The following is a 25,628-nucleotide window of genomic DNA, read 5'->3' as shown; positions in this document are numbered from 1 at the left end:
ACCCCATGATAAAAATAAACGAAATTCCCAAAACACAATGGATTAAATTCGGAATCTGGGCTGTTCTGTATGTCCTTTTCACAATCTGGATGCGAAATGCCTGGTTGCTTCTGGGACTGATTGTATTGGTAGATATATTTCTGACCAAAATAATCCCCTGGGGAGGATGGAAGAAATCTAAGAACCCATCGGTACGTAAGGCCTTGGAATGGGTAGACGATATCTTATTTGCCCTGATCGCCGTATATCTGATCAACCTTTTTGTTTTTCAGAATTACCAGATACCCAGTTCTTCGCTGGAAAAATCGCTTTTGGTAGGCGACTACTTGTTTGTTAGCAAACTCAGTTACGGTCCTCGGGTACCTAATACTCCCCTGTCATTCCCACTGGTACAAAACACGCTCCCTATCCTGGATTGCAAATCCTACCTGGAGTGGCCATCCTGGGGATACAAACGGGTAGCAGGTTTGGGAGAAATCAAACGAAACGATATTGTAGTATTCAATTTTCCGGCCGGTGATACGGTAGCCCTGAAAATGCAAAACCCCGACTTCTACGGTTTGTTGGCACAATACGGAAGAGATGCGATTGAGCTGAATAAGGCCGCTTTCGGAGAGGTGATTTATCGACCGGTAGACAAACGGGAAAATTACGTAAAACGCTGCATCGGTATGCCCGGAGACAGCCTGTTTATACAAAACAATCAGGTATATATCAACGGGGTAGCCGCCGAGAATCCGGAACATATGCAGATGAATTACTTTGTAGAAACAGACGGCTCGCTGAGCGAAGAACAGTTCCGCCTGCTGAATGTAAGCAAGGAAGATCGTATGATGGCATCCTCTGCCGAGACCTTGTCGTTTCTGGGCTTCACACCCACCGCTTCAGGACAATATAATCCGGTATACCACTTTCCGCTTACCCAAAAAACATTGGAAATTGCCCAAAAACTGCCAATCGTAAAGAAAATCATTATCGAACCGGATGTTTTCGGGGGAACTGACCTCATCTATCCTGTTGATTACCATACAGGTTGGACACGAGACAACTACGGTCCGCTATGGATACCCAAGAAAGGTGCAACTATTTCACTGACAAAAGAAAACCTGGCTTTCTACCATCGCTGTATCCGTAATTATGAGAACAATGAGCTGGAAATAAAAGATGGCAAAGTGTTCATTAACGGGAAAGAGGAAACATCTTATACCTTTAAATATGACTATTACTGGATGATGGGAGACAACCGACACAAAAGTGCCGATAGCCGCTCCTGGGGATTTGTACCTGAAGACCACGTAGTAGGTAAGCCTATCCTTATCTGGCTTTCATTGGACAAAGACCGTAGCTTGTTCGACGGAGGTATCCGCTGGAACCGCCTGTTCAGGATGGTACATTAATTCATAGTTTTATGTACGCCATAGGAAAAAAGGGAATCATTGCCATTCTGGCTATCGTAGCCGTTGTGTTGGTGATCCGCTATTTCTGCATTGGTTCATACCGTATCTCCACCCATTCAATGGAAGAAGCCTTACACAAAGGAGATTTTATACTGGTGAACAAACTGAAAAAGAATCCTGTCCGGAATAAAGTTCTTCTTTTTACCAGTCCGCTACAGCAAGACAAAGATAAAGACTTACTGATTGTAAGCCGTTGCATAGCCCTACCGGGTGACACCATCCGCGTCGGCCAGGAAGGATATACCATCAATGGCGTTTTGCATCCCCGTTCTCCACGTAGCCTGGCTACCTACACAATTGCTCCGGAAATAAAAGGAGCCTTTACCAATCTGCTGAAAAAGCTGGAAATCCCTATACGCGAGCAAGGCAACGACAAAAAACCGTCCTTTAGCCTCACCCCGTTTGAGGAGTACCAAATACGGGAAGAAATGAATGAGCGGGTAAGCAAACTATTTGTTAAGGAAAAGGAAGAGAATTATACCCTCATTGTACCCCGAAAAGGACAGACTTACCGGCTGGATGAGAATTTCCTGACGGCCTGCCGCGAAGCGATAATCGACGAAACGGAAGCTAAGGTGTCATTTCGCAACCGTAAACTTTATCTCGACGGAAAGGAAACCACTCGTTTTAGCTTTCAGCGGGATTATTACTGGGTGCTTTCAGACAATACGGAAGATGCCATAGACTCACGACATTTGGGCTTTATACCTGCCGAGCATATCGTAGGAGAAGCCTGGTTTTGCTGGTATAGTAAGGACAAACAACATCGCTTTAAAAAAGTAAACTAAAATGGGTAGTGTCTATCTTTCCACAGCATATCTGGGGCCTGTACAACAGTATTGCAAACTGCTACAATATCCGGACGTTTACTTTGAAACAGCTGAAAACTACCTGAAACAGACATACCGCAACCGCTGCGTTATTGCCGGAGCAAACGGGCCTCTATCACTATCCATACCCATTGAAAAGCCGGATAGTCTGAAATGCCTGACGCGCGACATACGTATATCCGAACATGGCAACTGGCACCACTTGCATTGGAATGCTATACTGTCTGCTTACAATACCAGTCCGTTTTTTGAGTATTACCAGGACGACTTCATTCCGTTTTACGAACAAACCTTTGATTTTCTGTTTGATTTTAACGAGCAGTTGCGCCAACTGATCTGTGATTTGCTAGACATACACCCTACCGTTCATTTCACAGAAACGTATCAAGTTGATACTGCTCATGATTTCAGGGAGAGTATACGCCCCAGAAATCCTCTTGAAGATGCTTCATTCTCCCCTACCCCTTACTACCAGGTCTTTCGTGAGAAACACGGCTTTCTGCCAAATCTAAGCATCATAGATTTACTGTTCAATATGGGACCCGAAGGGATTCTCGTATTGAATAATTCGATTGCCGGATAAGCTTATTCCTTCTGAAACTTACGGCTTACCTTCAACAGGTTTGTGGCAAAAGAAACAACGTTTTGTGATTCATGAATCATATTGAGGTAAACCATACTTGTTTTTGTGCTACCACTCTGGCCTTGAATACGCTTTAGTTCACGTTTCTTTAAAGCGACCAGTTGATTGATCAATGTGACGGATTCTGCTACCAATTCATCAAAACCGGCATATGTATTGCACTTAATCATTTCGGCACACTGATTCAAGAACATAACAATTTGCTGTGCGGCATTTCCAAACTCTGCTTTCTGGATATCACTGAGCGGATTGAAGTTATTATCGATGTGCTCTTTAATCGGCTCTGTCAGGCGGCGCACACTAAAAAGCGTTTCACTGGCGAAGTCGTTACCCTGATAATAATAAAGCCCCTTTTCTATGGCAATATCATGCTGTAGCTGAGTAACACCTAAGGTTCCTACCCGCTTTACCTCTTTAAGGTGCGCTTTCATCTCTTCGATATCACTTAACACCTTCCGCTCATTTTTCAGGCTTTCATTTATAAAACCGGTTACAGCCGTATCATAAGCATTGGAGATAAAAATCAGGTCGTTATATAGTTCTTCGCGACTATGCTTACGGAACAACACAAGCGCTTCGCGGCTATCCGTCGTATCACGAAGCTTTGCTATTGTCGGATTCATATTTTCACGTTCGGCCTCCTCTTTTTTCTTCTTTTGGTATAACAAATGGCTGCGTACAAGCATATAAGCAGCCAAAGCCACCATAGCTACCATTCCTGCAATCCCGCCCAGATAGATAAGTAAGGCTACCACAAAACAAATAGTAAAAGCTGCTCCGGCTGTAATAAACCATCCTCCGATAACCGATATAACACCTGTAATACGATACACTGCAGATTCTCGTCCCCAGGCACGGTCTGCCAACGAGCTACCCATTGCAACCATAAACGTGACATAGGTAGTAGAAAGAGGCAGTTTTAAGGAGGTACCCATCGCGATCAGCAACCCTGAAAGTACCACATTCACGGAAGCACGTACCAGGTCAAAACTGGCATTGTCTTCCAAGATAATTTCGTCGTTATTGAAACGGCTGTTTATCCATTTCTTTACGCCGGAAGGAACGACTTGTAATACGGATGTAGCAGCTCCGCTGAATTTACGTACCAACACACGGGCAACAGGCGACGTTCCGAAATTCTCTTCTCCTTCCGACTGCCTCGACAGATCCAGAGAAGTCTTTATCACATCCTGTGCCTTCCGGGAAGTAAACAATGCAATAACCATAACAGCTCCGGCTCCCACCAAGAAATACCAGGGCGTTTGAGCTGATCCCTGCAATGACGACATCAGAAAAGCATCGGGAGCTACTGTCCCATTTTGCGCTGCTAAATCAATATAAGAAGAGTATCCTACCAAAGGTACTCCGATAAAATTCACAAGGTCATTACCGGCAAAAGCCAAAGCCAGAGAGAATGTTCCCATCAATACAACGACTTTGAAGATATTCACTTTCAGCCAATACAAGATTTGCATCAAAGCTGTAAAAAATAAAAAACTCCACCACACGATCTGTCCTGTATTACCATAGATATAGTCTTTGACTGCTCCGGTCATAAAAGAGCTTTCTTTTAAACCCTTAATAAGCATAAAGTAAAGAATAGCCGTAGCTGCCACCCCTCCAAACAAGGCGGCAAAATACTTCATTTTCTTTTTATAATCAAATGTAAAAATAATGCGTGAAAGATATTGAACAATCGTTCCAAACAGGAAGGCTATTGCCACAGAAAGGAAAATAGCCAGAATCATCGTAAATGCTTTGTCGGTATTAATCAGATCACCCAGATTTAATAAACCGCCGGAGTTGATAATCTTCATCATGGCAATAGCAACTGTTCCTCCCAACAATTCAAACACCAATGAAACTGTAGTTGAGGTAGGCATACCTAATGAATTGAAAACATCCAACAACACCACATCTGTAAGCATGACAGCCAATAAGATTGCCAGAATTTCGGTAAAATAAAAATGTTGTGGCTGAAAAACACCATGCCTTGCCACGTCCATCATACCGTTGGATAAAGAAGCTCCGACAAATATACCGATAGCAGCTATTATCATAATAACCTTAAAGGAAGCAGCCTTGGAACCTATGGCCGAATTGAGAAAGTTTACAGCATCGTTGCTTACGCCGACAGATAAGTCAAAAATAGCGACTATAAAGATAAAAATAACCAGAAATAAATAGAATGTCTCCATCAATTATGCTGTAAGTTCAGTTTAACGTGCAAAAGTATGAAACTATTATTCTATATGTATAACAATCTTTGTATCGAAAATGTTACGATTTTCCGATGTCACTCAATTCTACTAATTTATTGACAATGGCATATACGGTAAGTCCACTGGCACTATGTATCTGCAGCTTACGGGCAATATTCCGACGATGCGTTATTACGGTGTGGGTAGATAAATAAAGACGGTCGGCAATCTCACGATTGGTCATTCCTTTTACTACGCAAACAACAATCTCTTTTTCACGCACGCTCAGGGTTTGCTGCTCTTCACTATCTTCGGTTTCATTTATTTCTACAGCACAAAGCTTTTCCAGCTTTAGTCTGATTTCATCCAGAGTGTCATAGATACCTATTTTCCCGTCATAAAAACGCAGTATGGCTTTATTTGTCAAGCCGGATAATAAAGCGACACATTTCATATCCGGATTACCGCTTTCCTGTTTAAATTGCTGAGGAGTAGCTCCTGCAGCAGCGACAGGATTAATGATCAGAATATCCGGTTTGTGAAGTCTGAGAGATTCGCCCAAATACTCGGTATCGGATATTTCCGTAAGTTGTATCCGGAACCCGGGCAGCTTCTTCAACTGGACTTCCAGTCCCGAACAAACGATAACTGAACTTTCAACGATAGTTACTTTCAGGCTTTTCATCTTATAGTAGCTTTTCCTGTTCCAGAATGGCAGGTGTGAAAAGATTGTTCTCTATCTGATTGTGCGTTGTAAGGTCTTTTTCCGTAGTGAAGATATCAAACAAAACACTATTAAACAGGTTACTACCCTTGCCCGGATAATATTTGAGTAACAGATTCTTCAGTTCTGTGATTTTCAACTCGATCTGATCATGCCGCCTATGGAAGATAGAAATATTATATTTCGGATTTTTCTTCCCTTTCAGCAGTTCCTGCACATACGGAAATACGGTTTTCTCTTCATACATCATATGTTTGTTTACCTCTTCGGCATACTCGTCGTAGAACTTTGTGATAACAAAGGCCACGTCGGGCGGACAATCGTCTTTCAGCACATCTGTCAGCTTGCGGCGAAGATGCGGAAGACGGAACTTCAGGAAATAATCATGTGCATTATGTAAGTAAACGATCAAATGCTCCAACGACAGGCAACTATTTACATCCTTTACTGGTTTATCCTCGTCTTTATGCAGGAAGTTAACAACTGTAAGGAAGGTGCAAACATCTACCTCGTTCTGACGGCAAACTTCTCCTATCGACTTATCTTCGTAACCAGGAGATATTCCAAACCTACTCATCACCAGCAACATGGAATAGTTGTTGGATATCAGGTCGGCCATCTTGTCGGTTTCCTTATATATTGTTTTCTTATGCATATTTCTTTTATCTTCAATGATTGATATATAGCGCTCAAAGTTAGCTCTTTTTAGCGACATCCCCAATCCCTATTTGTAGGTACAAAAACGCCGATTATACATACAGTTAGGTATTGTAGACTACTGATGTTCACTCTATTTTTGCAACAGAATAAAAAGTAACACTATTAGTATAATCGCTATATCAAAACCTCGTGCTAATTTTATGTAAGCATATAAGATGATTTATTGCAAAAGAGTCTCCCTGCGAAGAGAGACTTTTTTATGTTATGTAGAGTGTATCAGGAAAATGTATTCAGATATTCTGTCAAGCTCTCGTCACGTTCCAGGCCAATCTTTTTCCGCAAGCGGTAGCGAATTGTTTCCACTCCGCGAACAGATAAATTAAGCAAGGGAGCAACCTCTTTGGTAGAAAGGTTCATTCTTATATAAGCACACATCTTAAGTTCGCTGACAGACAGATCCGGATACTTCTCCCTCAATTTCTTCATAAAGTTGTTATGGACCAGATTGAACTGTTCCTCAAAGCGCTTCAGGGCATCGTCGGACTGGATGTTCAGGTCGATACTACTATTGATGGCCAATAGCATGCGCTTTGCTTTAGCAAAATCATCCCCTTTCATTTCGGAAGTAACTTTGTAAAGCTCTTGCTTTATGTGCATCAGTATCTCATTCTTTCTGGAGAAATTAATCATTAAATTCGCCATTTCCTGGCTCTTGAATGTCAGTTCCTGTTCCAGTTTTTCATTCTTCAATTCTATAATTTCCTGCTCTTTACGAAAACTTTCTTGCTGAAACTCTTGCTCCCGCAGATGCATTTCTTCCTCTTTCTTTGCTGCTTCCGCTTTCCGCTTTCGCTCTATACGTTTGTCATCATACTTATACACAGCGAAAAAGAACAAAACAAACAACAACAAATAACCAGCCCAGGCATAACCGGAGCGATACCAAGGAGGCAAAATCCGGAATTCATACGACTTATACGATTTATTCCCATCAGCAAACAAGGCCTCTACTTCAAAAGTGTAGCTACCTTCTTTCAGGTTGTTATATTCTTTTACTGTTGAAAGAGAATAATCAGACCAGACATTATCAGGATAGAGCCTCACACGGTACATTACCGGATTATTATTCCCGAAGGCACGAACCTCATACTCAAACCGCAAAGCATTCCGCTTGTATCGAATTTCCGGAACAGCCAGCCGATGCAGGTAATTATCTGTATAAATAAGCGTGTCTTTCGGATAAGTAATAAATACATTCTTTATGAACAGTTCATTTCTGTCTTTTTTCTTATGTGATACATTCACATTTAATAAAGCAAAGCCATGCTCATTGGGGATAATAACCAAAGAGTCATTCAGCACCTCCATCGATTCATAATAGGAAATTGTTTCTATCTGAGATTTACTGAACGGAAACAACTTTACCTCCGATTTTTCATCCCCGGGTTGTAAACGCGCAACTTGCAATATATCTTCTGACAAGGCAAACAACTGATCGCCTTTAGACACAAGATTAGAATACAATTCACCGGGAAGGAATATAGAGGAAAGCTCCTCTACCGCTACGATACTGTCTTTAGACTGATCATATGCATACCAGCCGGAAGCGGTAGAGAAATAAGCCTCTCCTTTCATCTTATGAACAAACAGATGATCAATAGAAGTAAAGCCGTTAGACGTATTATAGAGTTTACTTTCTATGACGGAAAAATCGGCTGTATCTACTTTTATGCGAGTCATTCCCAGATCGATTGTACGTATCCAGATTGTTGTCGGAGCTATAAATACAGCATTCTTAATCCATGTCTGTGTATCATCCGTTAGCTTTTTCCGGATAGACCATTTACCTTGCTCTTTCTCCAGCAGAAACAAGCCCTCATATGTCCCTACCAGGCAGAATCCGGGTTTGTCTATCTCAGAGCAAAACAAGGCACCTCTTAATCCGGGAATCAGTTCTGCCCTGTTCTGTCCGACAAGATATAATCCCTTTTCGTGAAGGCAGAAAATCTCGCCGTCTACCTTTTCTATTCCCCATACCTGTCCGCTTAAACCGGGAACCATCTGAAACGAAGGAGCATTATCGTCCATTACAACAGGTGTATCCGCATAAAAAAGCCCTCTGTTCGTAGCCAAAAAAATGCAGTTGTCATGAAGCAGTACATCATAACCTGCACCATAGGAACTGGGATAAGTATATAAGTTTGATATCGCCGAGTTCAAAGAGATATAGTCTATCCCATTATCAAGCCCAAGCCATAAATCATTATGAAAATCAAAATATAAGGAAAGTATGGTGTTATTCTGAAGCCCATTCTGTTCGTTGTAGTAAGAAATACGACGTTTATTTTCATCTATTAATATCAAGCCTTTATGAATTGTGCCAATCGCAATGTAACCGGGCGAAGTCGCGAGTGAAAAGACCTCGTTCTGCCTCATAAAGTCTTCTACACCTGTATGGAAGGGAGTAACCTCGGCTTCAGAACCATAATACAGACCATTAAACGCTGTTGCTATCAGGAATCCGGATTCATAGGGTGCAATAGCACGAACCGTTTTACCTTTCAGCAATTCATCTTGTGGAATGGGCAGCAAAGTATTACCCACCAGCATTTTTACACCATCTGTCGTTCCGATATACAATATACCATTCACAATATTCGAACAATCGATCTTGCGGTCACTGTAAATAGTAGTAAAGTCGTTGTCTATTTGTTTGATTATATGCCTGTCTGATACATAATAAATAAGATTATCCACCTCAAAGACTCCCCAGTAGCCACCATTTGTCCCGTTTTCAGGCAGAAAAGTGGCAGATAGGTTGGTATAAGTCATTCGCCCCCTTTCATCAGGCTCAAAATAGCCGAACTCCCCCTCTCCACCGGCATATACACGATGATGCTTTTGAGAGATGCAAACAGAACGAACATCATTTTTATTATCAAGGGGCAATAAACTCCAATCGGTGCCATTATACTCCAACACCCCATTCTTGTTTGCAAAATAAATATGATTTTCGTCGTAAGCCCGAATCTGCCAGGTTTTCGAACCTCTACCAAACTCTTCTTTTCTGTGATTAGTTACAAAACCATTCCATTGAGCAAAACTACTCCATGAAACAAAAAGGCTAAAGAGAATTAGAATTAATCTTTTCATTTAAGGCAAGCTGTCATCTTTAATAAACACGAAGATAACAAAAAATGTATTGAAAGAAATTGATATTCTAAAATAATCTTTTCAAAAAGGAAAGAATAAGCTCCTACAGGCAATATTACTTGGAATGTACTTTTATAATCTCTGTTGCTCCGTTGGTCATCTTTGCCTCCACAGTCGTTTGATTTGGCGCATGCAGTTTGAAATGTACGCTCCATTCCTTTGGCCAGGCGGGAAACAAGATAACCTCCTCATTCAGCGTCTGCAATAACATCTCCTGTAAACCAATCATGGCGCTTCCACCCCAATTATGGTCGGGGCTCCAGTCGAAGCCCGGTCCCCAGAAAGAAGGAAACCTGTACGGACCGTCCTTGAACTTAAGGAGCGTAAGCCGTTTAGCTTCTTCACTTAGTCCGAGGCAGGCGGCAAAGATATTGTCTTGCTTCCAACCGATATGATTCCGGAACTTTAACGCATCGGGATCATTGAAATATGTATCAATGGCTACCTGAATGTCTGGTCTGCCTACTCCGTATATACGCCATGGATAGACAGGGTATAGCTGGGGTGTCTCTTCGTTATTAACACGTTCCCAGGCTTTAGCCGGAGATATAAGTTTCTTCCCATCAATCTCCCGGAATATAATGGGTGGAATCCTGCCGAGCATTGCTTTCCATTTCTCTTGCTGTTCTGCTGATATCTCCGGATGGTTCAGCGCCAACAGGCGTTTCAGTACTGTTTCCAATGCAGCAACAGTTGATGTGGCATTGGTTGCCATTTTATATGTTTCGCATCCTGATCCCGGGTAGAGTATGAGATGTCCGTTTCCATCCAAATCATGAGTGCCGCGTTTGGCAGCAAGATAGCGGTAATGCTCGTCAAAGAAAGTAAGTGTACTCTCGATGAAGGGAAGGTGTGGTATGGCAGATTCACCGGAATAGCATGAGGCATCCAGCATCATTAGTCCGAATTCCAATGCTGTATCCCAACAATATTCCAGCCAGGGGTTACTCTCTACACCGAGATCGTTACCCTGGCGACGAGGTTGCCATTCGTTTTCGCTGACATTGGGCAGTCCGAAGTTTTCGATCTGTTCTGCGAAGCAGGCACCGTTGTGTCCCCAATATACCTGGCTGCGAAGTTCGGCATTACTTAACATACGTTTGTAGAAGTTGAATTGTGGAGTAAGTATATCGAAATCTCCGCTTTTTATTAATGGGAAATAGATAAGTCGTTGGTTTTGTGCAGTCATTGTTCCTCCTCCCCACAATCGAAAATCAGGGGTAAAGTCACGGTTAGGATCTACGAATACGGGGTCGAAAGTAAAAAGCCCTCCGTTGAATTTTGTAGGTTCGCTTCCATATGCATTACATCCCAACATGTATCTGAACAACTGGTAATTTCGTCCTACGTTCCAAGCCTCCGTACCCGGCTGCCCCGGATTGATACGGATAAAACTGCGCTGCCAGAAACTCTTCCACCACTTGCGGGAATCCGTTTTTGCTTTCTTATCCGTATATGGTACGGCAGAAACAATTGCCGACAGCCCGGATTCCCATTGTCCCAAACCTTCAGCCTGCGCTGTGTGAAGATGAAGGGTAACATGATGTGAGGTACCGGGGCTTTTGCTTTGCAGTATCCAGCCTTTATAAGGTGTACTTTTGTAAACGCCTGTATAAGTTTGTCCGGCTACGAAGTCCTTTCCAGACAACCTTCCGCCGAAAGTGAGGTTGGCCAGAGGATTCATCATTCTATTTTTCACCGAATCCATTCCCTGACGTCCGACAGTAACATCAAAAACAGTATGAGACGGATTCCGGTGATAAAACTCTACTGTGTTCGCATGAAAATCGATGTTATCTTTGGTTATCTTCAACCCGGTGGGAGGGGCGAACTTATAGGAATTGGCATGGCTTTCATCCTGACGAAGCAAATGATCTTCGTGTCTCCAACTTTCGTAACTCACTTTTACAGTGCGTTTGGTTTTGCTATTTATCTCCAAATGAATGACCGGATTGAATACATCCGCCCAAAGCTCGATACAGGTTTCATCTTGCCCTTCTCCCGCTGTTATTTCTATATATCCTTCGTTAAGCTTAAGTTCCTGCCTGAACGTTCCGGATAGAAAGGGGTTAGGAGATAATTCGAGCCGTATGCGTCCCCCTTTAAGGAAAGCATTGTTCTCATCGAAAGTACCGCTTCGTGAGAAATAAAAATACAAATTACCTTCTTCCACCCAGACATTCATTCCAATAGAACCTCCCCCACATGGCATGGATTCATGCGACCCCGACGAAGGAGAGTCCCATATGATATTATACTCATCGGGATATTGCGCATGGAGTGCGAGCGCAGTACACAAAAAAAGAAGCACGATGAAGAATTTTGAATTCATTTCTGTTTGCTTTTATTTGTTATACAATCAAATGTATTCAAAAAGAGGTTGATCCCTTTTCTTACCCCTATTCTTATCCTAAAGAAAAAACCCGTCATTATCTGATTGATAATAAACGGGTTTAAACTTTTCCTTGTTGTCTCACCAGGATTCGAACCTGGACAAACAGAACCAAAACCTGTTGTGCTACCATTACACCATGAGACAAACATACCTTGCTTTAAAAAGCGATGCAAAGGTAAGGATAATCTTGGTTTTTGCAAATATTTCCTCTTTTTTATTCAACATTTTTGTGATCTGTTTGAAATTTATCCAATTACATTATACAGTATCTCACACGGTGTGAGAATTTTACGCGTGCGTTTTTTCAATCGCACACGTATGACTCGAACTTCACTCTAAACATTTGATATATTGGAAAATACAAACACTTCATAAACATCAGTTCTTTATTGAAAAATGATACAATAAGGGCTGGGCATTTATTATTTAATAAAACTGAAACAGGTAGTAATTTTTGACAGAGTAGTTGGTGCTTTTCGGCCTATGCATTACAATTTCATCATAAAAATTTCCGGCAAGACCAAAAAATACTAAAAAAATATTGGATTAATCCGTTTCTTTCTATCTTTGTAACCACACATATTTAAATTACTATAATGGGATTTTTTAATTTTCGCAAACAGGAAAAACAAGAGCTAGCTAATAATACACAGGAAAAAGAACAAGAAACAATACCTGAAGTTCAAACACCGGTGCAACCTCCCCTGCAAAAAGAAATATTGAAGCCAGACATACCGTTTATCTCAAATTCAAAAAAGAAAAAGGAAAAAGACGACATTAATGGATTTTTCTCGATAGACATTTATAATATATTCAAACATAATCCAGAGCTAACAGAAAAACACGCATCAATCGACGGTAAAACCGCAGAAGCATATACTTTAAAGCTGCCTAATCTGGAACTCTCTACATTTTTCAAAGTAGAAATATTTAAATTTGAAGATGGACATTACGATTTGTTCTTCCTTAGCAATGTCAACGAAATCAGAGACGATCTGAAAGAATTTTGCACATTCTGCGCAACCTCTCTGGGACCTGATTTCATGAACAAGGGAAGCATTAATGATAAGGATTATCGCGATGCGGCATTGGGAGTATTTTCTCGCATCTGGAGCAATAAAGTTACAATAGACAACCTCTATTTCACCATTTGCCTCCGGTTAAGCAATATTACACCTCAATAAAGAAAAGTAGTGACCCGGGTGGGACTCAAACCCACGACCTTCAGAACCGGAATCTGACGCTCTATTCACTAAGCTACCAGGCCAAGAATGGCGCAAAAGTAATTATAATCTCTCAGTAAAACAAATGGTTTATTGAAAGACTTCTTGTGAAATATATGTTTGCAAGACGAACAAACTTTTGATATTTTGAGATTCTTTTTCCTTTATTTCGTATCATTTTGAAATAAAAAAAGCAAAAAGACTTGCTATTTTTACATTAATAACTAATTTTGTCAGTCATAATTAACAAACACAGAACACGACAAAAATCATGAGCTACCTCATCAAGCCATCCGGATATAAAGCCTTGTTAAATCTTTCGCAAACAGAATTGGGTATAAAAAATATAAAAGATTTTTTTCAACAAAATCTATCTTCCGAACTACGTTTGCGACGCGTAACGGCTCCCCTGTTCGTATTAAAAGGCATGGGGATTAATGACGACTTGAATGGCGTAGAAAGAGCTGTCAGTTTTCCAATAAAAGACCTGAATGATTCTCAAGCAGAAATTGTACATTCTTTGGCTAAATGGAAACGCCTTACCTTGGCCGAATACCAGATAGAACGGGGATATGGGATATACACCGATATGAACGCCATCCGTTCGGACGAAGAACTGGGCAATCTTCATTCTCTTTACGTAGACCAATGGGATTGGGAACGTACAATGGGAGAAGAGGAACGTACTATCGTCTTTTTGAGAGAGATCGTTCGCCGCATCTATGCTGCCATGGTACGGACAGAATATATGGTATATGAAATGTTCCCGGAAATACGCCCTACCCTCCCTCAGGAGATTCATTTTATACATGCCGAAGACCTCTTACAGAAATACCCTACTTATACTCCTAAAGAGCGGGAAGATGCAATCGCCAAAGAATATGGAGCAGTCTTTATTATCGGTATCGGTTGCAAACTAAGTAACGGAGAAAAGCATGACGGCCGCGCTCCCGACTATGATGACTGGTCTACACCAACGGATGATGGAAAAGTAGGTTTAAACGGCGACTTGTTGGTATGGGATGATATATTAAACCGTTCGCTGGAGCTCTCCTCAATGGGTATCCGGGTTAACAAGGAGGCTTTACTCCGTCAGCTGAAGATCAGCAATATGGAAGACAAAAAAGAATTGTACTTTCACAAACGCCTGCTGAATGGCGAGCTACCCCAAAGCATAGGAGGAGGTATCGGACAAAGCCGTTTATGTATGTTTTATCTGAGAAAAGCCCATATCGGAGAAATACAAGCCAGTATCTGGCCGGAAGACATGCGAGCAGAAGCTAAAGCCGCCGGTATGTATCTAATATAAAAGATGATGGATGTAAAAATAGAACAAAGCTGGAAAGAACAACTGGCTGCTGAATTTGAAAAGGATTATTTCAGACAGTTGACAGAGTTTGTAAGACAGGAGTACAAACAGGGAACAGTTTATCCTCCCGGTCCGCAAATATTCAGTGCTTTCGATCATTGCCCCTTCGACAAAGTAAAAGTTGTTATATTAGGACAAGATCCTTATCACGAACCGGGACAAGCGCATGGGCTTTGCTTCTCTGTAAAAGACGGGGTCAGATTCCCTCCTTCGCTGATTAATATTTTCAAAGAAATTGAAGCTGACTTTCAGAAGGCGGTTCCCGGAAGCGGAAATTTGACAAGATGGGCCGACCAGGGGGTGTTGTTGCTTAATGCCACTCTGACGGTTCGTGCACATCAGGCAGGCTCGCATCAAAACAAAGGGTGGGAAACATTTACCGATGCTGTTATTCATCGTCTGGCAGAAACGCGTGATCACCTTGTGTATATCCTTTGGGGTTCTTATGCACAGAAGAAAGGTGCGTTTATTGATGCCAAGCGTAATCTGGTACTGACGTCCGCTCATCCTTCTCCTCTATCGGCACATCGCGGATTTTTTGGAAATAAACACTTCAGCAAAGCAAATGATTATCTGATAGCAAGTGGGCAAAAGCCTATTGAATGGTAACCTCAGTTTAAACTACTTCTTTAATACCAGGTTTGCCCTTCCCTATAATTGCTTCTTCTGTCATATTTGAGGTCTTTCAGCAACGACGAGCTGACAGCTACAGAGAATGAGTATGACTTATAAGGACCTACGGGGATAACGCTAGCTGTCATATTGAAGCAGTGCAGGCTTCGTGTAATATTACAGGTAAGATAGGAGATTTTCTTATTGTCGAAATCGTATGTAGCATTGAAGTTGAGACGCCAGTTCTTTGTGGGTTGGATATTCCCACTAAAACTCAAGGCATGTGTTAACTTGTAGTTATATTCCCTTTTATCGTAATTAAAGTCGCCATAGCCTACATTTATACTATAGTTAAAAGAGAGGCTCCAGGGGAAAGAGTTTAGCCAGTAGCCGTCGGAATCCGTTTCACCTCCGGATTCTTTTTTAGCTCCTCGCAGACGGCCTCCACCACCTCCGGTACTCTCTTCCGGCACCAAGCTTTGGTTCTCCCCATATTGATCTATCTGATCCAGGCTTTCCATTCCCAAAGGATCTTCATCACCCGCTCCTGCAGGGGTATCGCTTTCGCTATATCCTAGCAACTTACCGATGAATCCTTTCTTGAATGTATCATTATTAAATGTATAAGAGAAACTGGTACCCGTTGAGCGCAAGCGTCCGATTCCTTTTCCGGCTTGAAGGCGTAGTTTGTTTACTCGCCTGGGGCTATACCGATCTCCGTCTTCATTCGTGCTATAGTCGTAAGTATACACATCAAAAACGGCATTCAGGTTGATAGAGTAGCTCTTGGTTAGTTTCAAACGAAGCCCTACACTCAGGTCACTCCAGTTAAATGAATCGGCTACCATGTTATAACTGGTGGAAAAAGCCAACTTATCAATAATACTGATCTTCTTCATTCCTGTAGAATCACTGTTTGATACTACTTTTGCTTCAATATTATTATCCAAACTGAAATTAAGGCTTCCCTGCTTTCCTCTGCCCGGCACACCAAACATTCCATTCTCGAAAGGAGAATATGTAACAGTCTGCATGTTATTATTCGCATCCAAGTATTGGTATTCCTGGTAATAGCCATACCGCTGATGACCGAAATCGGGAGCCATAGAGAAGCTGATCGACGGATCCATACGGTGACGTACCTGCTTTATCCATTTGGAAAGGAAAGGCATAGGGGTAAACATCCCGTATAGTGTAGTAGATGCCGAAACAGCCGCATTATAGTTATAGACCCGGTAAAAACCATACGTTGTATCCGCAACCTGCATCTGATTAGTTTGCAGGTTATATTCTTTTTCTACTTTATTGGTATACCAGCGCTCCGTATAATTCACACTGGGAGATATATTGATATAATTAAACAAACTGAAGGTTGCACTTACCGGTATCTGGTGCTGCATGGCATTTTTCCAGTCTTTGATTATATTCGCCTGAAAAAAGTCATATTCTTTGGCTGTGATACTATTCCGCAGGTAACCGGTATAGCTCATCGACACCTTTTCGTACCAGCGTTCAGCCCCCACGGCACTCTTCCTTTTGAAGGGAAATATACGGCTCATTGTAAGCGTGATATCCGGCATCGTAACAGAAAGTGTCGTATCACGTTGTACCTGATTCAAGTTCATTGTAGCAGAGATACTGAGCGGATTGTTCGGGAATCGCTGTGTGATACTCACACTTGAGCCCTTTGTGTTTTGAGTAGACGAAGCACCATACATTCCCTGTATATTATTCCTATCGTAGCTGCTGGTAGCAAAATTAACACTGGCAGATATAGTACGGTACGGATTGGATTTCGCATCTTGCGAATGTGTCCAGTTTAGTTTAAAGTCTTTCGACAAACTGTAATCGGGCAAACCTTTATCTCCTAGTTTGGTTACCAGGTAATTCGCATTAAAGCTTCCGGAATATTTGTATCTTTTCTTGTAAGAAGAACGGGCAGAGAGCCCCCATGAACCTTTAGTATATATTTCACCTGTTAAGGCTAAATCCATATAATCGCTTAACGCAAAGTAATATCCCCCGTCGCGCAGATAGAAACCTCTGGTAGATTCGTCTCCGAATGTTGGGAATAATATCCCCGAAGAATAGGTGTCGGAGAAAGGAAAGAAAGCAAAAGGAAGCCCCAGCATATATAAGGGTACATCGGCGATAACCAGATACACCGGGCCTGTTACGATATTCTTTTTCGGACGTACTTTCGCTTTGGTCATCTGAATATAGAAGTGCGGATGATCATGTTCGTCACAAGTGGTGTATCTTCCGTCTACCATGTTCAGTATATCGTCTTCCATCTTCTTGGTTCGTGAGGCTGTTACGAAACCTTCGCCCTGTTGGGTAAGCACATCAGTGATGTAGCCTTTTTTCGTTTTGAAATTATACCGCATGGTCTTGGACTCATACTCCTGCCCACTGTCTTTAAAGAGGGGATAGCCAAATTCAGAGCCAATCGAATCAAGACCATACTTGGCGTACACAAGGCTGCTATCCATATTCATCTCTATAACTTCGGCTTCTAGTTCTATTTGCTGGTATTTCACATCTCCTTTTCCATAAATATACGCCCAGTTGCCACGGGTCATGATGATAGAGTCTGTTGCCGTATAGGTAACAGGCGCATCCAGGGCTCCTGGCCTAGGAGGTATCGTATCAGTTGGGATGGAGTCCGGTGCTATAGAAACAGCTGTATCAGGAAGTACAAATTGCGTCTCATCCGGCAATGTTGTAATTTCCTGCGCTTGCAAAGCCAGGCTTCCAATAAGGAAAATTAATGTTATATATAGGACTCTGTATATTGAGGACATGCTGTCTAATGTTGTGTCTCAGCGTGCAAATGTATAATAAATTACTGAGCGTTGCTGTCTTTATTCCCCTAAAAAGAGTTTACACCAACGATCAAAACGCAAAATAGTCGTATCCCCATACTTGGAAAGACTCTTCTGTATCTTGTCTATTGATTTTTCTTGTCCCAACTTTGTTTTACTGAAAAACTTATCGGCAAAACAGATCAATTGCTCTTCCATAGATACCGGATACAAATCGCGATGGGGAAGCGGAAGGTTGCGGCTGATAATCTCTTCTTTGGTAATTCCGGCTCCGGTATGGCGTTCACATACCAGCGCATGTTTCGGATAACCTTCTTTCCGCATCAGGTCGGCACCCAGATAGCCATGACAAATATAATCGGCCTCACCATGACAGTCTATAGCCGGAGCATTGCATAAGAAAACACCAATATCGTGTAACATAGCTGCTTCGCTGATAAATTCCAGGTCCAAGTTCATCTCCGGATGTTGTCTGGCTATCGCTAATGCTTTATTTGTTACATCCCGGCTATGCTCTACCAGTATCCGGTATGCGTCTGACTTCTCGCTGTAATAGCCGGATATAATATCTATAGGATTCATTCGTTTTTATGACAATAAAAATTTGCGACACAAATGTAAGGAATGATTAGGACATTTACTACTTTTGCTTGCATAAGCTAATTTATTGATAAGATGAAAAATAAACGTTTTTGTTTACTGTTATGTTTTTGTTTACTGATTGTTACGACAGGTTTTACCCAAACTCGCACGCAGAAATCGCTGGTATTGGCGGCCGAACGAATGGAGGAAATAACATCTCTACTGAAAGGCAAACAAGTGGGCTTGGTTGTTAACCAGACGTCTATCCTTGAAAGCACACAGGAACATTTACTGGATGCCTTGCTGAGTAATGGGATTCAGGTAAAAACAATATTCGCTCCGGAGCATGGTTTTCGCGGAACAGCCGATGCCGGAGCAGAAGTAAAAGACAGTAAAGACACAAAAACCGGCCTTCCTATCGTTTCCATCTACGGAAAGAACAACAAGCCTACAGCCGAACAATTAAAAGACCTGGATATACTTGTATTCGACATACAAGATGTAGGAGCACGTTTCTACACCTACATCAGCACCATGCATTATGTAATGGAAGCTTGCGCAGAAAACCATGTGGAATTAGTGGTTCTAGACCGTCCGAACCCCAACGACTTCATAGACGGACCAATACGCAAAGAGGGTTTTGAGTCATTCGTAGGAGTAGACCCCATACCCGTTCTGCACGGGCTGACAGTAGGCGAGTTGGCTATGATGATCAATGGTGAAGGCTGGCTCAAAAGCCATCCTCAAAGCTGCAAATTGCAAGTCATCCCCATGCTGAACTGGAAACACGGAGATCCCTATTGGCTTCCAGTCAAACCCTCTCCTAACCTACCCAACGACCAGGCGATCCGGCTATATTCCTCTCTGTGCTTCTTTGAGGCTACCGATATCAGCATCGGAAGAGGTACTTACTATCCATTCCAGATGATCGGTTATCCCGATAAAAAATACGGCGACTTCTCCTTTACTCCCAAGTCATTACCTGGGTTTGATGCAAATCCTTTGCAAAAAGACAAGGAGTGTTTCGGGGTGGATTTACGTGAATACCCGTTTGAAGGTGGCTTGAGTCTGCGTTTCTTTCTTTCTTTTTACGAAAAAGCCGGAAAAGACCAGGCCTTTTTCTTTTCGCGCCCAAGATGGTTCGACCTGCTGGCCGGTACAAAAGAACTTCGCTTTCAGATAATCAAAGGACTAACGGAAGATGAAATACGGGATTCCTGGCAAGACGAACTAAGTGTGTATAAGGAGATGCGGAAAAAATATCTGCTCTATCCGGATGATCGCTTCTAACGAAAAAAAGGTGGTCCTGTAAACAGGCGCCACCTTTCCCTCTTCATCAAACACACAAAATCACCTATTTCATTTCTTTTTCTCAATAACTAATAGCTTACTGCTATCTGCTCCGTAAAAAGCAATCTGTTCGTTACCTGCTGCTTCAAAACGCACGACTTTGTCCAGCGTTTTCAGCAATTCATCTTCTTTTTTCATGTCTAAACAAGCCTTGCGGGTAGTTATCATTCTGGAAAATTTGATGATATTCTTCTGAGACTCATTATATTCTACTTTGCCCGACATACGGTTACACCCGGCATTGCCTGATATAAGCTGACGAGTCATGTCAAATTCCATCGTCTGATGTGTCTCTTCAGGGTTAAGCGCATTTCCATTCAACTCAACCACTCCCCATTCACCTTGCAAGTCGTCAAAAGAAGCCGAAAGGGCTTGTTTTGTCTTACATCCTGTAAACAAAACGGCTACTGCAAAAACCATGCTGATATATATAAACTTTTTCATTTTTCATTTAATTCTTTAAGAGAGTGAGCAATACTTTACCATTAGCATCTACTAACTGTATTTCATTTTCCGCAGCTCCGGCTTTTACTCCGGATATCAGTTCAAATGTTTTAAAAATAGAGCTTTCCATATTCATATTCGGACAAGCCATCATAGTAGCTGCCGCAGGCTTCATTGTAAAAGCGGATTTATCTTTTTCATTTGGGATAATGCTGGTGTGAAACATGTTACATCCACCATTTCCGTTCACTTTCAGATCTGCCATATTAAATACAATAAAAGGCATCTTTTCTCCACTTACTTTATTACCTTCAACCTCTACAATCGTCCACTTTCCATTAAGACTTTGGATATCTACCGATTTCGAGGTAGAACAAGAGATCATCCCTGTAAAAAAGGGAATCATTAACGCATAAAAAAATAATTGTTTCATAACTGTTTGTTTAATACCATTCGTAATGTTAAGACGCAAAAAAGGGGCGTTTTGTTCCGACGCCCCCTCATATTTAAAGAAGATTAACATTTACTCAAGCAAGTGACTCTTTTAGTATTTCGCCTACCGTAGGGTGTGGGAACACAAAAGAGGCCAGTTCTTCGGCTTTCATTCCTTTTTCTATAGCGATTCCTGCAATAACAACCAACTCCGAGGAAGGGTTCCCCAGCAGATGTGCTCCAAGAATCGTTTCATCTTCTGCCAGAATGATCTTGCAGACACCGTTTCCCATCTCATTTTCTGCCACAAAACGGCCGGAGAATGCCATGGGTATCTTTTTTACGGTATAGTTTGTTCCGGAGGCTTGTAGCTGCTCTTCGGTAGCTCCTACCCCTACAATCTCGGGGTTGGTATACACTACGCCCGGAATGGCTTTGTAGCTCATTGCGGCTTGGGTTTTACCCAGGATATGTTTTACTGCAACTTCCGCTTCACTTACAGCCGTATGAGCCAGCAGGGAGTGGCCCGTAATGTCGCCACAGGCATATACATTCGGAAGTGAAGTCTGCATATATTCATTTACTTTCACACCGCTGCGGAACATTTCAACACCCAGGGTTTCCAGACCAAAGCCTTTGCTTACCGGACGGCGCCCTACGCTGAGCAGCACCTTCTCGCCCTGCAAGGTAATTGTCTCTCCATCCTTCTCTACAGACACCTCTGTACCATGTACGCCTGTTACTTTGTGCTCCAGATAGAAGCGGATGCCGCGTTTGGCATATTCGGCACGTAGTTGGGCTGCCAGCTCTTTGTCCATTCCGGTGAGTATCTCGTCCAGCATTTCTACTACACAAACATCACTTCCCAGGCTGTTGAAGAAAGAAGCAAACTCCATTCCTATCACACCCCCTCCGATGATAATCAGCGAAGTTGGCAATTCCTTTGTTTGAAGCGCTTCCCGGCTAGTCCAGTACTCCGTTTGATCTAATCCGGGAATAGGTGGGATGACGGTTTCCGAGCCGGTACAGATAATCAGGTATTTTGCCTCGTATACCGCCTCGTTGCAGCTAATAGACAAGGTTCCGTCGGAAGCGCGGCCTTTTATTTCTGCGCAACCTTCCACTGTTTCCACCTGATGATCCTTCATTTTCATGCGAATACCGGCCACCAGTTTCTTCACTACTTTGTTCTTCCGGGCGATAATCTTCGGCAAGTCGTAAGAGGCATTCTCTGCTCCCACTGCATATTTAGAGGCGCTTTTCACCGTATCATACACCTTAGCTGAATAAAGCAATGTTTTTGTAGGAATACATCCCTCGTTCAAGCAGACTCCGCCCAGGGCGTTTTTCTCAAATAATACAACGGAAAGCCCGGCGGCTCCTACTCTTTCAGCAGCAGTATATCCTGCCGGTCCGCCGCCAATAATAGCTACATCATACTTCATAATCACTTTCTTGTTCAAGATTTATATTTGGATTCAGTTGTTTCAAAGTTGCCACCAATTCTTCCTGTTCTTCAGCCTTCACCCGGTACAGGTGTTTTCGCTCCGAGCCCTGGAAAGTATAATAAACCAAAATACCTCCTTTATTTCCATAAAAGACAGTATGTATGGAATCTATATCCACAAAATAAGAATGTTCTGTCCATCCGTCATGCAGCCGATTTTTCTCTGTAATACGGATAGGCTGGGTATATTGCAAAACAGACGATACAATAATCAACAGCAAAAGCGGATAACCTGCAGATGAAGTACCTTTCACATAGCCATAAATGAGCCAGAACACAGCTTGCGAAGCGAGTATCAGCATAATTCCCTTAAAACTGCGAGATACTTGTTGTCTATAACGCACTTTCATAAAGAGTCTGTATTTACGTCTTTTATGATTCTGATTTCCGGTTTGTGTTCGTGGAGTAGTTTGACAAATCCCTGTTGGTTACGGGGTGAGACAAACATCCACATCTTTCCTTCAGACCAGATTATTATCCGGTTTAAAGATAGCGAATAACTGGGCATTGGCAAAATAGAAGGCTCCAGGGCTTGGATATCCTCAACAGCTATTTCTTTTTTGGGGAAAATACCACAATGTACTATCAGTCTGCCGCCTTCCGTAATGGTATAGTCCGTATTTAATAAGGTATGTACTGCCAATGCAATAGCCAACAACAGGCCGACAATCAGAAATACATTCCCGTTTATAGCTGCCAAAACCCAAATAAATACCATTATAAGTATCAGTAAATGATACCACCAGTCTACTTTCGATTTAAATACCCTGTCCATCTCTTTATTTTTGCGAAAGATAGTGATATTGTCCGAATGTATTGAGGGCTTAAGTCGGATTTCTTTTGCTCAACTTTTATTGCCGATAGTTATCGGCAAGCTTGTTGATAATTATCGACAGGCTTGCCGACATATGTCGGCAGAATTGTTGATATATATCGGCAACAAAAAACAAGTGTCCTTTTTCAGGAAGTACGCCTCTCTTTTTTAGAGACATTTGTAAAATAAGTCGTACCTTTGCCCGCGTTCAGCAGTTTACTATTTAACATGTTATAAATAATACGATGAATTTTGTAGAAGAATTAAGATGGAGGGGCATGATACACGATGTAATGCCCGGAACAGAAGAACAGTTACAGAAAGAAATGACATCAGGTTATGTAGGCATAGACCCTACGGCTGATTCATTGCATATTGGACACCTGGTAAGCGTAATGATACTGAAGCATTTCCAGCGCGCAGGACACCGTCCGATCGCCCTCGTAGGAGGAGCCACCGGTATGATTGGCGACCCCTCTATGAAGTCGGCAGAACGTAACTTGTTGGACGAAGAAACACTCCGTCGGAACCAGGAAGGAATCAGAAAGCAATTAGCTAAGTTTCTAGACTTTGATTCGGATGCTCCGAATGCAGCAAAGCTTGTGAACAATTACGACTGGATGAAGAATTATACCTTTCTTGATTTCATCCGCGACATAGGCAAGCACCTTACCGTCAATTACATGATGGCTAAAGATTCGGTAAAGAAACGCTTGAGTGCCGAATCCAGTGTGGGACTGTCATTTACAGAATTCTCTTATCAACTGTTGCAAGGATACGATTACCTCCACCTCTACGAAACAGAAGGATGCCGCATTCAGATGGGTGGCTCAGACCAGTGGGGAAATATCACTACCGGAACCGAGCTGATCCGCCGCAAAACAAGCGGAGAAGCCTTTGCGCTTGTATGCCCGCTTATCACAAAGGCAGACGGCACCAAGTTTGGCAAGACAGAAACAGGCAATGTATGGCTGGATCGCCGCTATACTTCTCCTTACAAATTCTACCAGTTCTGGATGAACGTAAGTGACGATGACGCAGCCAAATACATCAAAATATTCACCGCTTTAAGCCACGAAGAGATCACAGCTCTGGAAGAAGAACAGGCAGCTGCCCCACATCTTCGCCCGTTGCAAAAGCGTCTAGCTAAGGAGATTACCGTCATGGTACACTCGGAAGAAGATTACAATCTGGCAGTAGAAGCCTCTAATATCCTGTTTGGCAACTCTACTTCAGAAACCTTGAAGAAGCTGGACGAAGACACCTTATTGTCTGTATTTGAAGGCGTTCCCCAGTTTGAAATCTCCAGAGACGAACTGTCTGCCGGTATCAAAGCCATAGACCTATGTACCGAAAAAGCAGCCGTATTCCCCTCCAAAGGAGAAATGCGCAAATTAGTACAAAGCGGCGGTGTAAGCCTCAACAAAGAAAAACTGGCTGACTCCGAAACACTTATCAATAGCTCATATTTACTAAACGATAAGTATCTGCTGGTACAAAGAGGAAAGAAAAACTACTACCTGCTGATTGCGAAATAAAAAAGGTATACCTGATCATCAAAAGAGTAGCATCAGCGTAGAGAGGATGGTTACTACGATGATGAAGGTGCGATAGGTTTTTTCGGGGATTTTTTTTACGAAATAGATGCCGATGATGGCGCCGATTATCATGAAGGGTATCGTGATGGCGTTCAGGGTGATCGTTTCTAAAGAGATGTTTTCCCAGACAAAGATCTGCAAAGGAAGTTTCAGGTAATTTACCAATAAAAAGAACCATGCGCTTGTCCCTACAAAACTGTATTTGGGCAGGCGCATGGATAGTAAATAGACCGACATAACCGGACCGGCTGCATTTCCTATCATGGTTGTAAAACCACCCATCAATCCGAATAGCGGAGCATACCACCAGGTGGTAAATACTTTACTGTCTTTCCCCTTCTTCTCCGACCAGAACATTACCGCCAAGCCCAGGAAAATACAGATGGCCATCAGGCGCTTAAACTCGTCTGCCGGAATGAGTTTGTCTACAAGTATTGCCAGAAAGAAACCCGCTACAGCTGCCGGAAGTAGCTTGAATATATACTTCCATTCTGCCGTCCGCCGATAATAAAAAACAGCAATCAGATCGGAGAAGCAAAGCATCGGTAAAATCAATCCCGTAGAGGCCTTCGCCCCAAAGTTGACAGCCATCAGCGGAATAGCCAATAAAGTAATCCCCTGAATGCCCGTTTTAGACATACCAATCAACAAAGCACATCCGAAAAGAAGCACCCAATCATAAGGCGTATTCATCCATAAAGAAAGATCCGACATAACTCATTTTTTTACTAACCGGATGCAAAAGTAAC

The 25,628-nt window shown here is 42.3% G+C and carries 21 protein-coding genes and 2 tRNA genes; 8 read left to right on the top strand and 15 right to left on the bottom strand.

Annotated features, from left to right (window positions below):
• Positions 1-14: 14 nt before the first annotated feature.
• The 3 genes from M2470_RS08815 to M2470_RS08805 are packed head-to-tail and all read left to right on the top strand — an operon-like array spanning position 15 to position 2,870.
• On the top strand, positions 15-1,397 hold the full coding sequence (locus tag M2470_RS08815) for a S26 family signal peptidase (protein ID WP_280744688.1): 1,383 nt from the start codon (positions 15-17) through the stop codon (positions 1,395-1,397).
• Between the two features lie 11 nt (positions 1,398-1,408).
• Positions 1,409-2,245 (top strand): signal peptidase I, encoded by an 837-nt coding sequence (gene lepB / locus M2470_RS08810; protein ID WP_280744467.1) that lies wholly within the window; start codon positions 1,409-1,411, stop codon positions 2,243-2,245.
• 1 nt (position 2,246) lies between these two features.
• Positions 2,247-2,870: a WbqC family protein gene (locus M2470_RS08805; RefSeq protein ID WP_280744468.1), complete on the top strand. Its 624-nt coding sequence runs from the start codon at positions 2,247-2,249 to the stop codon at positions 2,868-2,870.
• 2 nt (positions 2,871-2,872) lie between these two features.
• Here M2470_RS08805 and M2470_RS08800 read toward each other — a convergent pair whose 3' ends face one another.
• From M2470_RS08800 to M2470_RS08775, 6 genes are all read right to left on the bottom strand, one after another.
• Complete coding sequence (locus M2470_RS08800) at positions 2,873-5,128, bottom strand: inorganic phosphate transporter (protein WP_280744469.1); 2,256 nt, start codon at positions 5,126-5,128, stop codon at positions 2,873-2,875.
• Between the two features lie 82 nt (positions 5,129-5,210).
• Complete coding sequence (locus tag M2470_RS08795; RefSeq protein ID WP_280744470.1) at positions 5,211-5,816, bottom strand: LuxR C-terminal-related transcriptional regulator; 606 nt, start codon at positions 5,814-5,816, stop codon at positions 5,211-5,213.
• Between the two features lies 1 nt (position 5,817).
• The gene (locus M2470_RS08790) at positions 5,818-6,510 is read right to left on the bottom strand and encodes a hemerythrin domain-containing protein (RefSeq protein ID WP_280744689.1); all 693 of its coding nucleotides are present in this window, start codon (positions 6,508-6,510) and stop codon (positions 5,818-5,820) included.
• A gap of 281 nt (positions 6,511-6,791) precedes the next feature.
• The gene (locus M2470_RS08785) at positions 6,792-9,668 is read right to left on the bottom strand and encodes a triple tyrosine motif-containing protein (RefSeq protein ID WP_280744471.1); all 2,877 of its coding nucleotides are present in this window, start codon (positions 9,666-9,668) and stop codon (positions 6,792-6,794) included.
• Between the two features lie 115 nt (positions 9,669-9,783).
• Positions 9,784-12,060 (bottom strand): DUF5703 domain-containing protein, encoded by a 2,277-nt coding sequence (locus M2470_RS08780; protein WP_280744472.1) that lies wholly within the window; start codon positions 12,058-12,060, stop codon positions 9,784-9,786.
• Positions 12,061-12,196: 136 nt separating this feature from the next.
• A tRNA-Gln gene (locus M2470_RS08775) sits at positions 12,197-12,267 on the bottom strand.
• 452 nt (positions 12,268-12,719) lie between these two features.
• Here M2470_RS08775 and M2470_RS08770 point away from each other — a divergent pair.
• On the top strand, positions 12,720-13,307 hold the full coding sequence (locus tag M2470_RS08770; RefSeq protein ID WP_280744473.1) for a hypothetical protein: 588 nt from the start codon (positions 12,720-12,722) through the stop codon (positions 13,305-13,307).
• Positions 13,308-13,317: 10 nt separating this feature from the next.
• Here the strand turns inward: M2470_RS08770 and M2470_RS08765 are convergent.
• Positions 13,318-13,390, bottom strand: a tRNA-Arg gene (locus M2470_RS08765).
• Positions 13,391-13,617: 227 nt separating this feature from the next.
• On the opposite strand from M2470_RS08765, the gene asnA reads away from it, so the two are divergent.
• Both asnA and ung read left to right on the top strand, forming a co-directional pair.
• On the top strand, positions 13,618-14,655 hold the full coding sequence (gene asnA, locus M2470_RS08760; protein WP_280744474.1) for an aspartate--ammonia ligase: 1,038 nt from the start codon (positions 13,618-13,620) through the stop codon (positions 14,653-14,655).
• Positions 14,656-14,661: 6 nt separating this feature from the next.
• Positions 14,662-15,324, top strand: coding sequence for a uracil-DNA glycosylase (gene ung, locus M2470_RS08755; protein ID WP_280744690.1), 663 nt, complete (start codon positions 14,662-14,664; stop codon positions 15,322-15,324).
• Positions 15,325-15,344: 20 nt separating this feature from the next.
• On the opposite strand, the gene M2470_RS08750 is transcribed toward ung, so the two are convergent.
• Together M2470_RS08750 and M2470_RS08745 are read right to left on the bottom strand one after the other, a co-directional pair.
• Complete coding sequence (locus tag M2470_RS08750; protein WP_280744475.1) at positions 15,345-18,131, bottom strand: putative LPS assembly protein LptD; 2,787 nt, start codon at positions 18,129-18,131, stop codon at positions 15,345-15,347.
• A gap of 60 nt (positions 18,132-18,191) precedes the next feature.
• On the bottom strand, positions 18,192-18,734 hold the full coding sequence (locus M2470_RS08745; RefSeq protein ID WP_280744476.1) for an HDIG domain-containing metalloprotein: 543 nt from the start codon (positions 18,732-18,734) through the stop codon (positions 18,192-18,194).
• Positions 18,735-18,935: 201 nt separating this feature from the next.
• Between M2470_RS08745 and M2470_RS08740 the strand changes: the two genes are divergently transcribed.
• Positions 18,936-20,024, top strand: coding sequence for a DUF1343 domain-containing protein (locus M2470_RS08740; RefSeq protein WP_280744691.1), 1,089 nt, complete (start codon positions 18,936-18,938; stop codon positions 20,022-20,024).
• A 69-nt stretch (positions 20,025-20,093) separates the two neighbouring features.
• On the opposite strand, the gene M2470_RS08735 is transcribed toward M2470_RS08740, so the two are convergent.
• From M2470_RS08735 to M2470_RS08715, 5 genes are all read right to left on the bottom strand, one after another.
• Positions 20,094-20,528 carry an META domain-containing protein gene (locus tag M2470_RS08735; protein WP_280744477.1) on the bottom strand — a complete coding sequence of 145 codons (435 nt, stop codon included), beginning with the start codon at positions 20,526-20,528 and terminating at the stop codon, positions 20,094-20,096.
• Between the two features lie 7 nt (positions 20,529-20,535).
• Positions 20,536-20,961, bottom strand: a complete 426-nt coding sequence (locus tag M2470_RS08730; protein ID WP_280744478.1) for an META domain-containing protein — start codon at positions 20,959-20,961, stop codon at positions 20,536-20,538.
• A 94-nt stretch (positions 20,962-21,055) separates the two neighbouring features.
• Positions 21,056-22,405, bottom strand: a complete 1,350-nt coding sequence (gene lpdA / locus M2470_RS08725) for a dihydrolipoyl dehydrogenase (protein WP_280744479.1) — start codon at positions 22,403-22,405, stop codon at positions 21,056-21,058.
• Positions 22,395-22,817, bottom strand: coding sequence for a hypothetical protein (locus tag M2470_RS08720; RefSeq protein WP_280744480.1), 423 nt, complete (start codon positions 22,815-22,817; stop codon positions 22,395-22,397). Before M2470_RS08720 ends, lpdA begins: the two co-directional genes overlap by 11 nt.
• Positions 22,814-23,242 carry a PH domain-containing protein gene (locus M2470_RS08715; protein ID WP_280744481.1) on the bottom strand — a complete coding sequence of 143 codons (429 nt, stop codon included), beginning with the start codon at positions 23,240-23,242 and terminating at the stop codon, positions 22,814-22,816. The genes M2470_RS08720 and M2470_RS08715 overlap by 4 nt, the downstream gene beginning before the upstream one ends.
• A 284-nt stretch (positions 23,243-23,526) precedes the next feature.
• Here M2470_RS08715 and tyrS point away from each other — a divergent pair, with 284 nt between their 5' ends.
• Entirely contained in the window at positions 23,527-24,819 is a 1,293-nt protein-coding gene (tyrS, locus tag M2470_RS08710) for a tyrosine--tRNA ligase (RefSeq protein WP_280744482.1), read from the top strand.
• Between the two features lie 18 nt (positions 24,820-24,837).
• Here tyrS and M2470_RS08705 read toward each other — a convergent pair whose 3' ends face one another.
• Complete coding sequence (locus tag M2470_RS08705; RefSeq protein ID WP_280744483.1) at positions 24,838-25,593, bottom strand: sulfite exporter TauE/SafE family protein; 756 nt, start codon at positions 25,591-25,593, stop codon at positions 24,838-24,840.
• Positions 25,594-25,628: the final 35 nt, after the last annotated feature.

This window comes from Parabacteroides sp. PH5-46 (assembly GCF_029892785.1).
In the GTDB taxonomy this organism is placed as follows: domain Bacteria; phylum Bacteroidota; class Bacteroidia; order Bacteroidales; family Tannerellaceae; genus DFXE01.
Note: the sequence above shows the minus strand (reverse complement) of the source record. Positions and strands in the feature narration are given on the sequence as shown.

Bases quoted from the DNA above. Each gene is read 5' to 3' on its own strand.
- M2470_RS08790 (WP_280744689.1), bottom strand. From the start codon at position 6,510: ATGCATAAGAAAACAATATATAAGGAAACCGACAAGATGGCCGACCTG.
- M2470_RS08805 (WP_280744468.1), top strand. From the start codon at position 2,247: ATGGGTAGTGTCTATCTTTCCACAGCATATCTGGGGCCTGTACAACAG.
- M2470_RS08795 (WP_280744470.1), bottom strand. From the start codon at position 5,816: ATGAAAAGCCTGAAAGTAACTATCGTTGAAAGTTCAGTTATCGTTTGT.
- tyrS (WP_280744482.1), top strand. From the start codon at position 23,527: ATGAATTTTGTAGAAGAATTAAGATGGAGGGGCATGATACACGATGTA.
- M2470_RS08740 (WP_280744691.1), top strand. From the start codon at position 18,936: ATGGAGGAAATAACATCTCTACTGAAAGGCAAACAAGTGGGCTTGGTT.
- M2470_RS08730 (WP_280744478.1), bottom strand. From the start codon at position 20,961: ATGAAACAATTATTTTTTTATGCGTTAATGATTCCCTTTTTTACAGGG.
- M2470_RS08720 (WP_280744480.1), bottom strand. From the start codon at position 22,817: ATGAAAGTGCGTTATAGACAACAAGTATCTCGCAGTTTTAAGGGAATT.
- M2470_RS08780 (WP_280744472.1), bottom strand. From the start codon at position 12,060: ATGAATTCAAAATTCTTCATCGTGCTTCTTTTTTTGTGTACTGCGCTC.
- M2470_RS08735 (WP_280744477.1), bottom strand. From the start codon at position 20,528: ATGAAAAAGTTTATATATATCAGCATGGTTTTTGCAGTAGCCGTTTTG.
- lepB (WP_280744467.1), top strand. From the start codon at position 1,409: ATGTACGCCATAGGAAAAAAGGGAATCATTGCCATTCTGGCTATCGTA.
- M2470_RS08800 (WP_280744469.1), bottom strand. From the start codon at position 5,128: ATGGAGACATTCTATTTATTTCTGGTTATTTTTATCTTTATAGTCGCT.
- ung (WP_280744690.1), top strand. From the start codon at position 14,662: ATGGATGTAAAAATAGAACAAAGCTGGAAAGAACAACTGGCTGCTGAA.
- asnA (WP_280744474.1), top strand. From the start codon at position 13,618: ATGAGCTACCTCATCAAGCCATCCGGATATAAAGCCTTGTTAAATCTT.
- M2470_RS08785 (WP_280744471.1), bottom strand. From the start codon at position 9,668: ATGAAAAGATTAATTCTAATTCTCTTTAGCCTTTTTGTTTCATGGAGT.
- lpdA (WP_280744479.1), bottom strand. From the start codon at position 22,405: ATGAAGTATGATGTAGCTATTATTGGCGGCGGACCGGCAGGATATACT.
- M2470_RS08745 (WP_280744476.1), bottom strand. From the start codon at position 18,734: ATGAATCCTATAGATATTATATCCGGCTATTACAGCGAGAAGTCAGAC.
- M2470_RS08750 (WP_280744475.1), bottom strand. From the start codon at position 18,131: ATGTCCTCAATATACAGAGTCCTATATATAACATTAATTTTCCTTATT.
- M2470_RS08770 (WP_280744473.1), top strand. From the start codon at position 12,720: ATGGGATTTTTTAATTTTCGCAAACAGGAAAAACAAGAGCTAGCTAAT.
- M2470_RS08715 (WP_280744481.1), bottom strand. From the start codon at position 23,242: ATGGACAGGGTATTTAAATCGAAAGTAGACTGGTGGTATCATTTACTG.
- M2470_RS08705 (WP_280744483.1), bottom strand. From the start codon at position 25,593: ATGTCGGATCTTTCTTTATGGATGAATACGCCTTATGATTGGGTGCTT.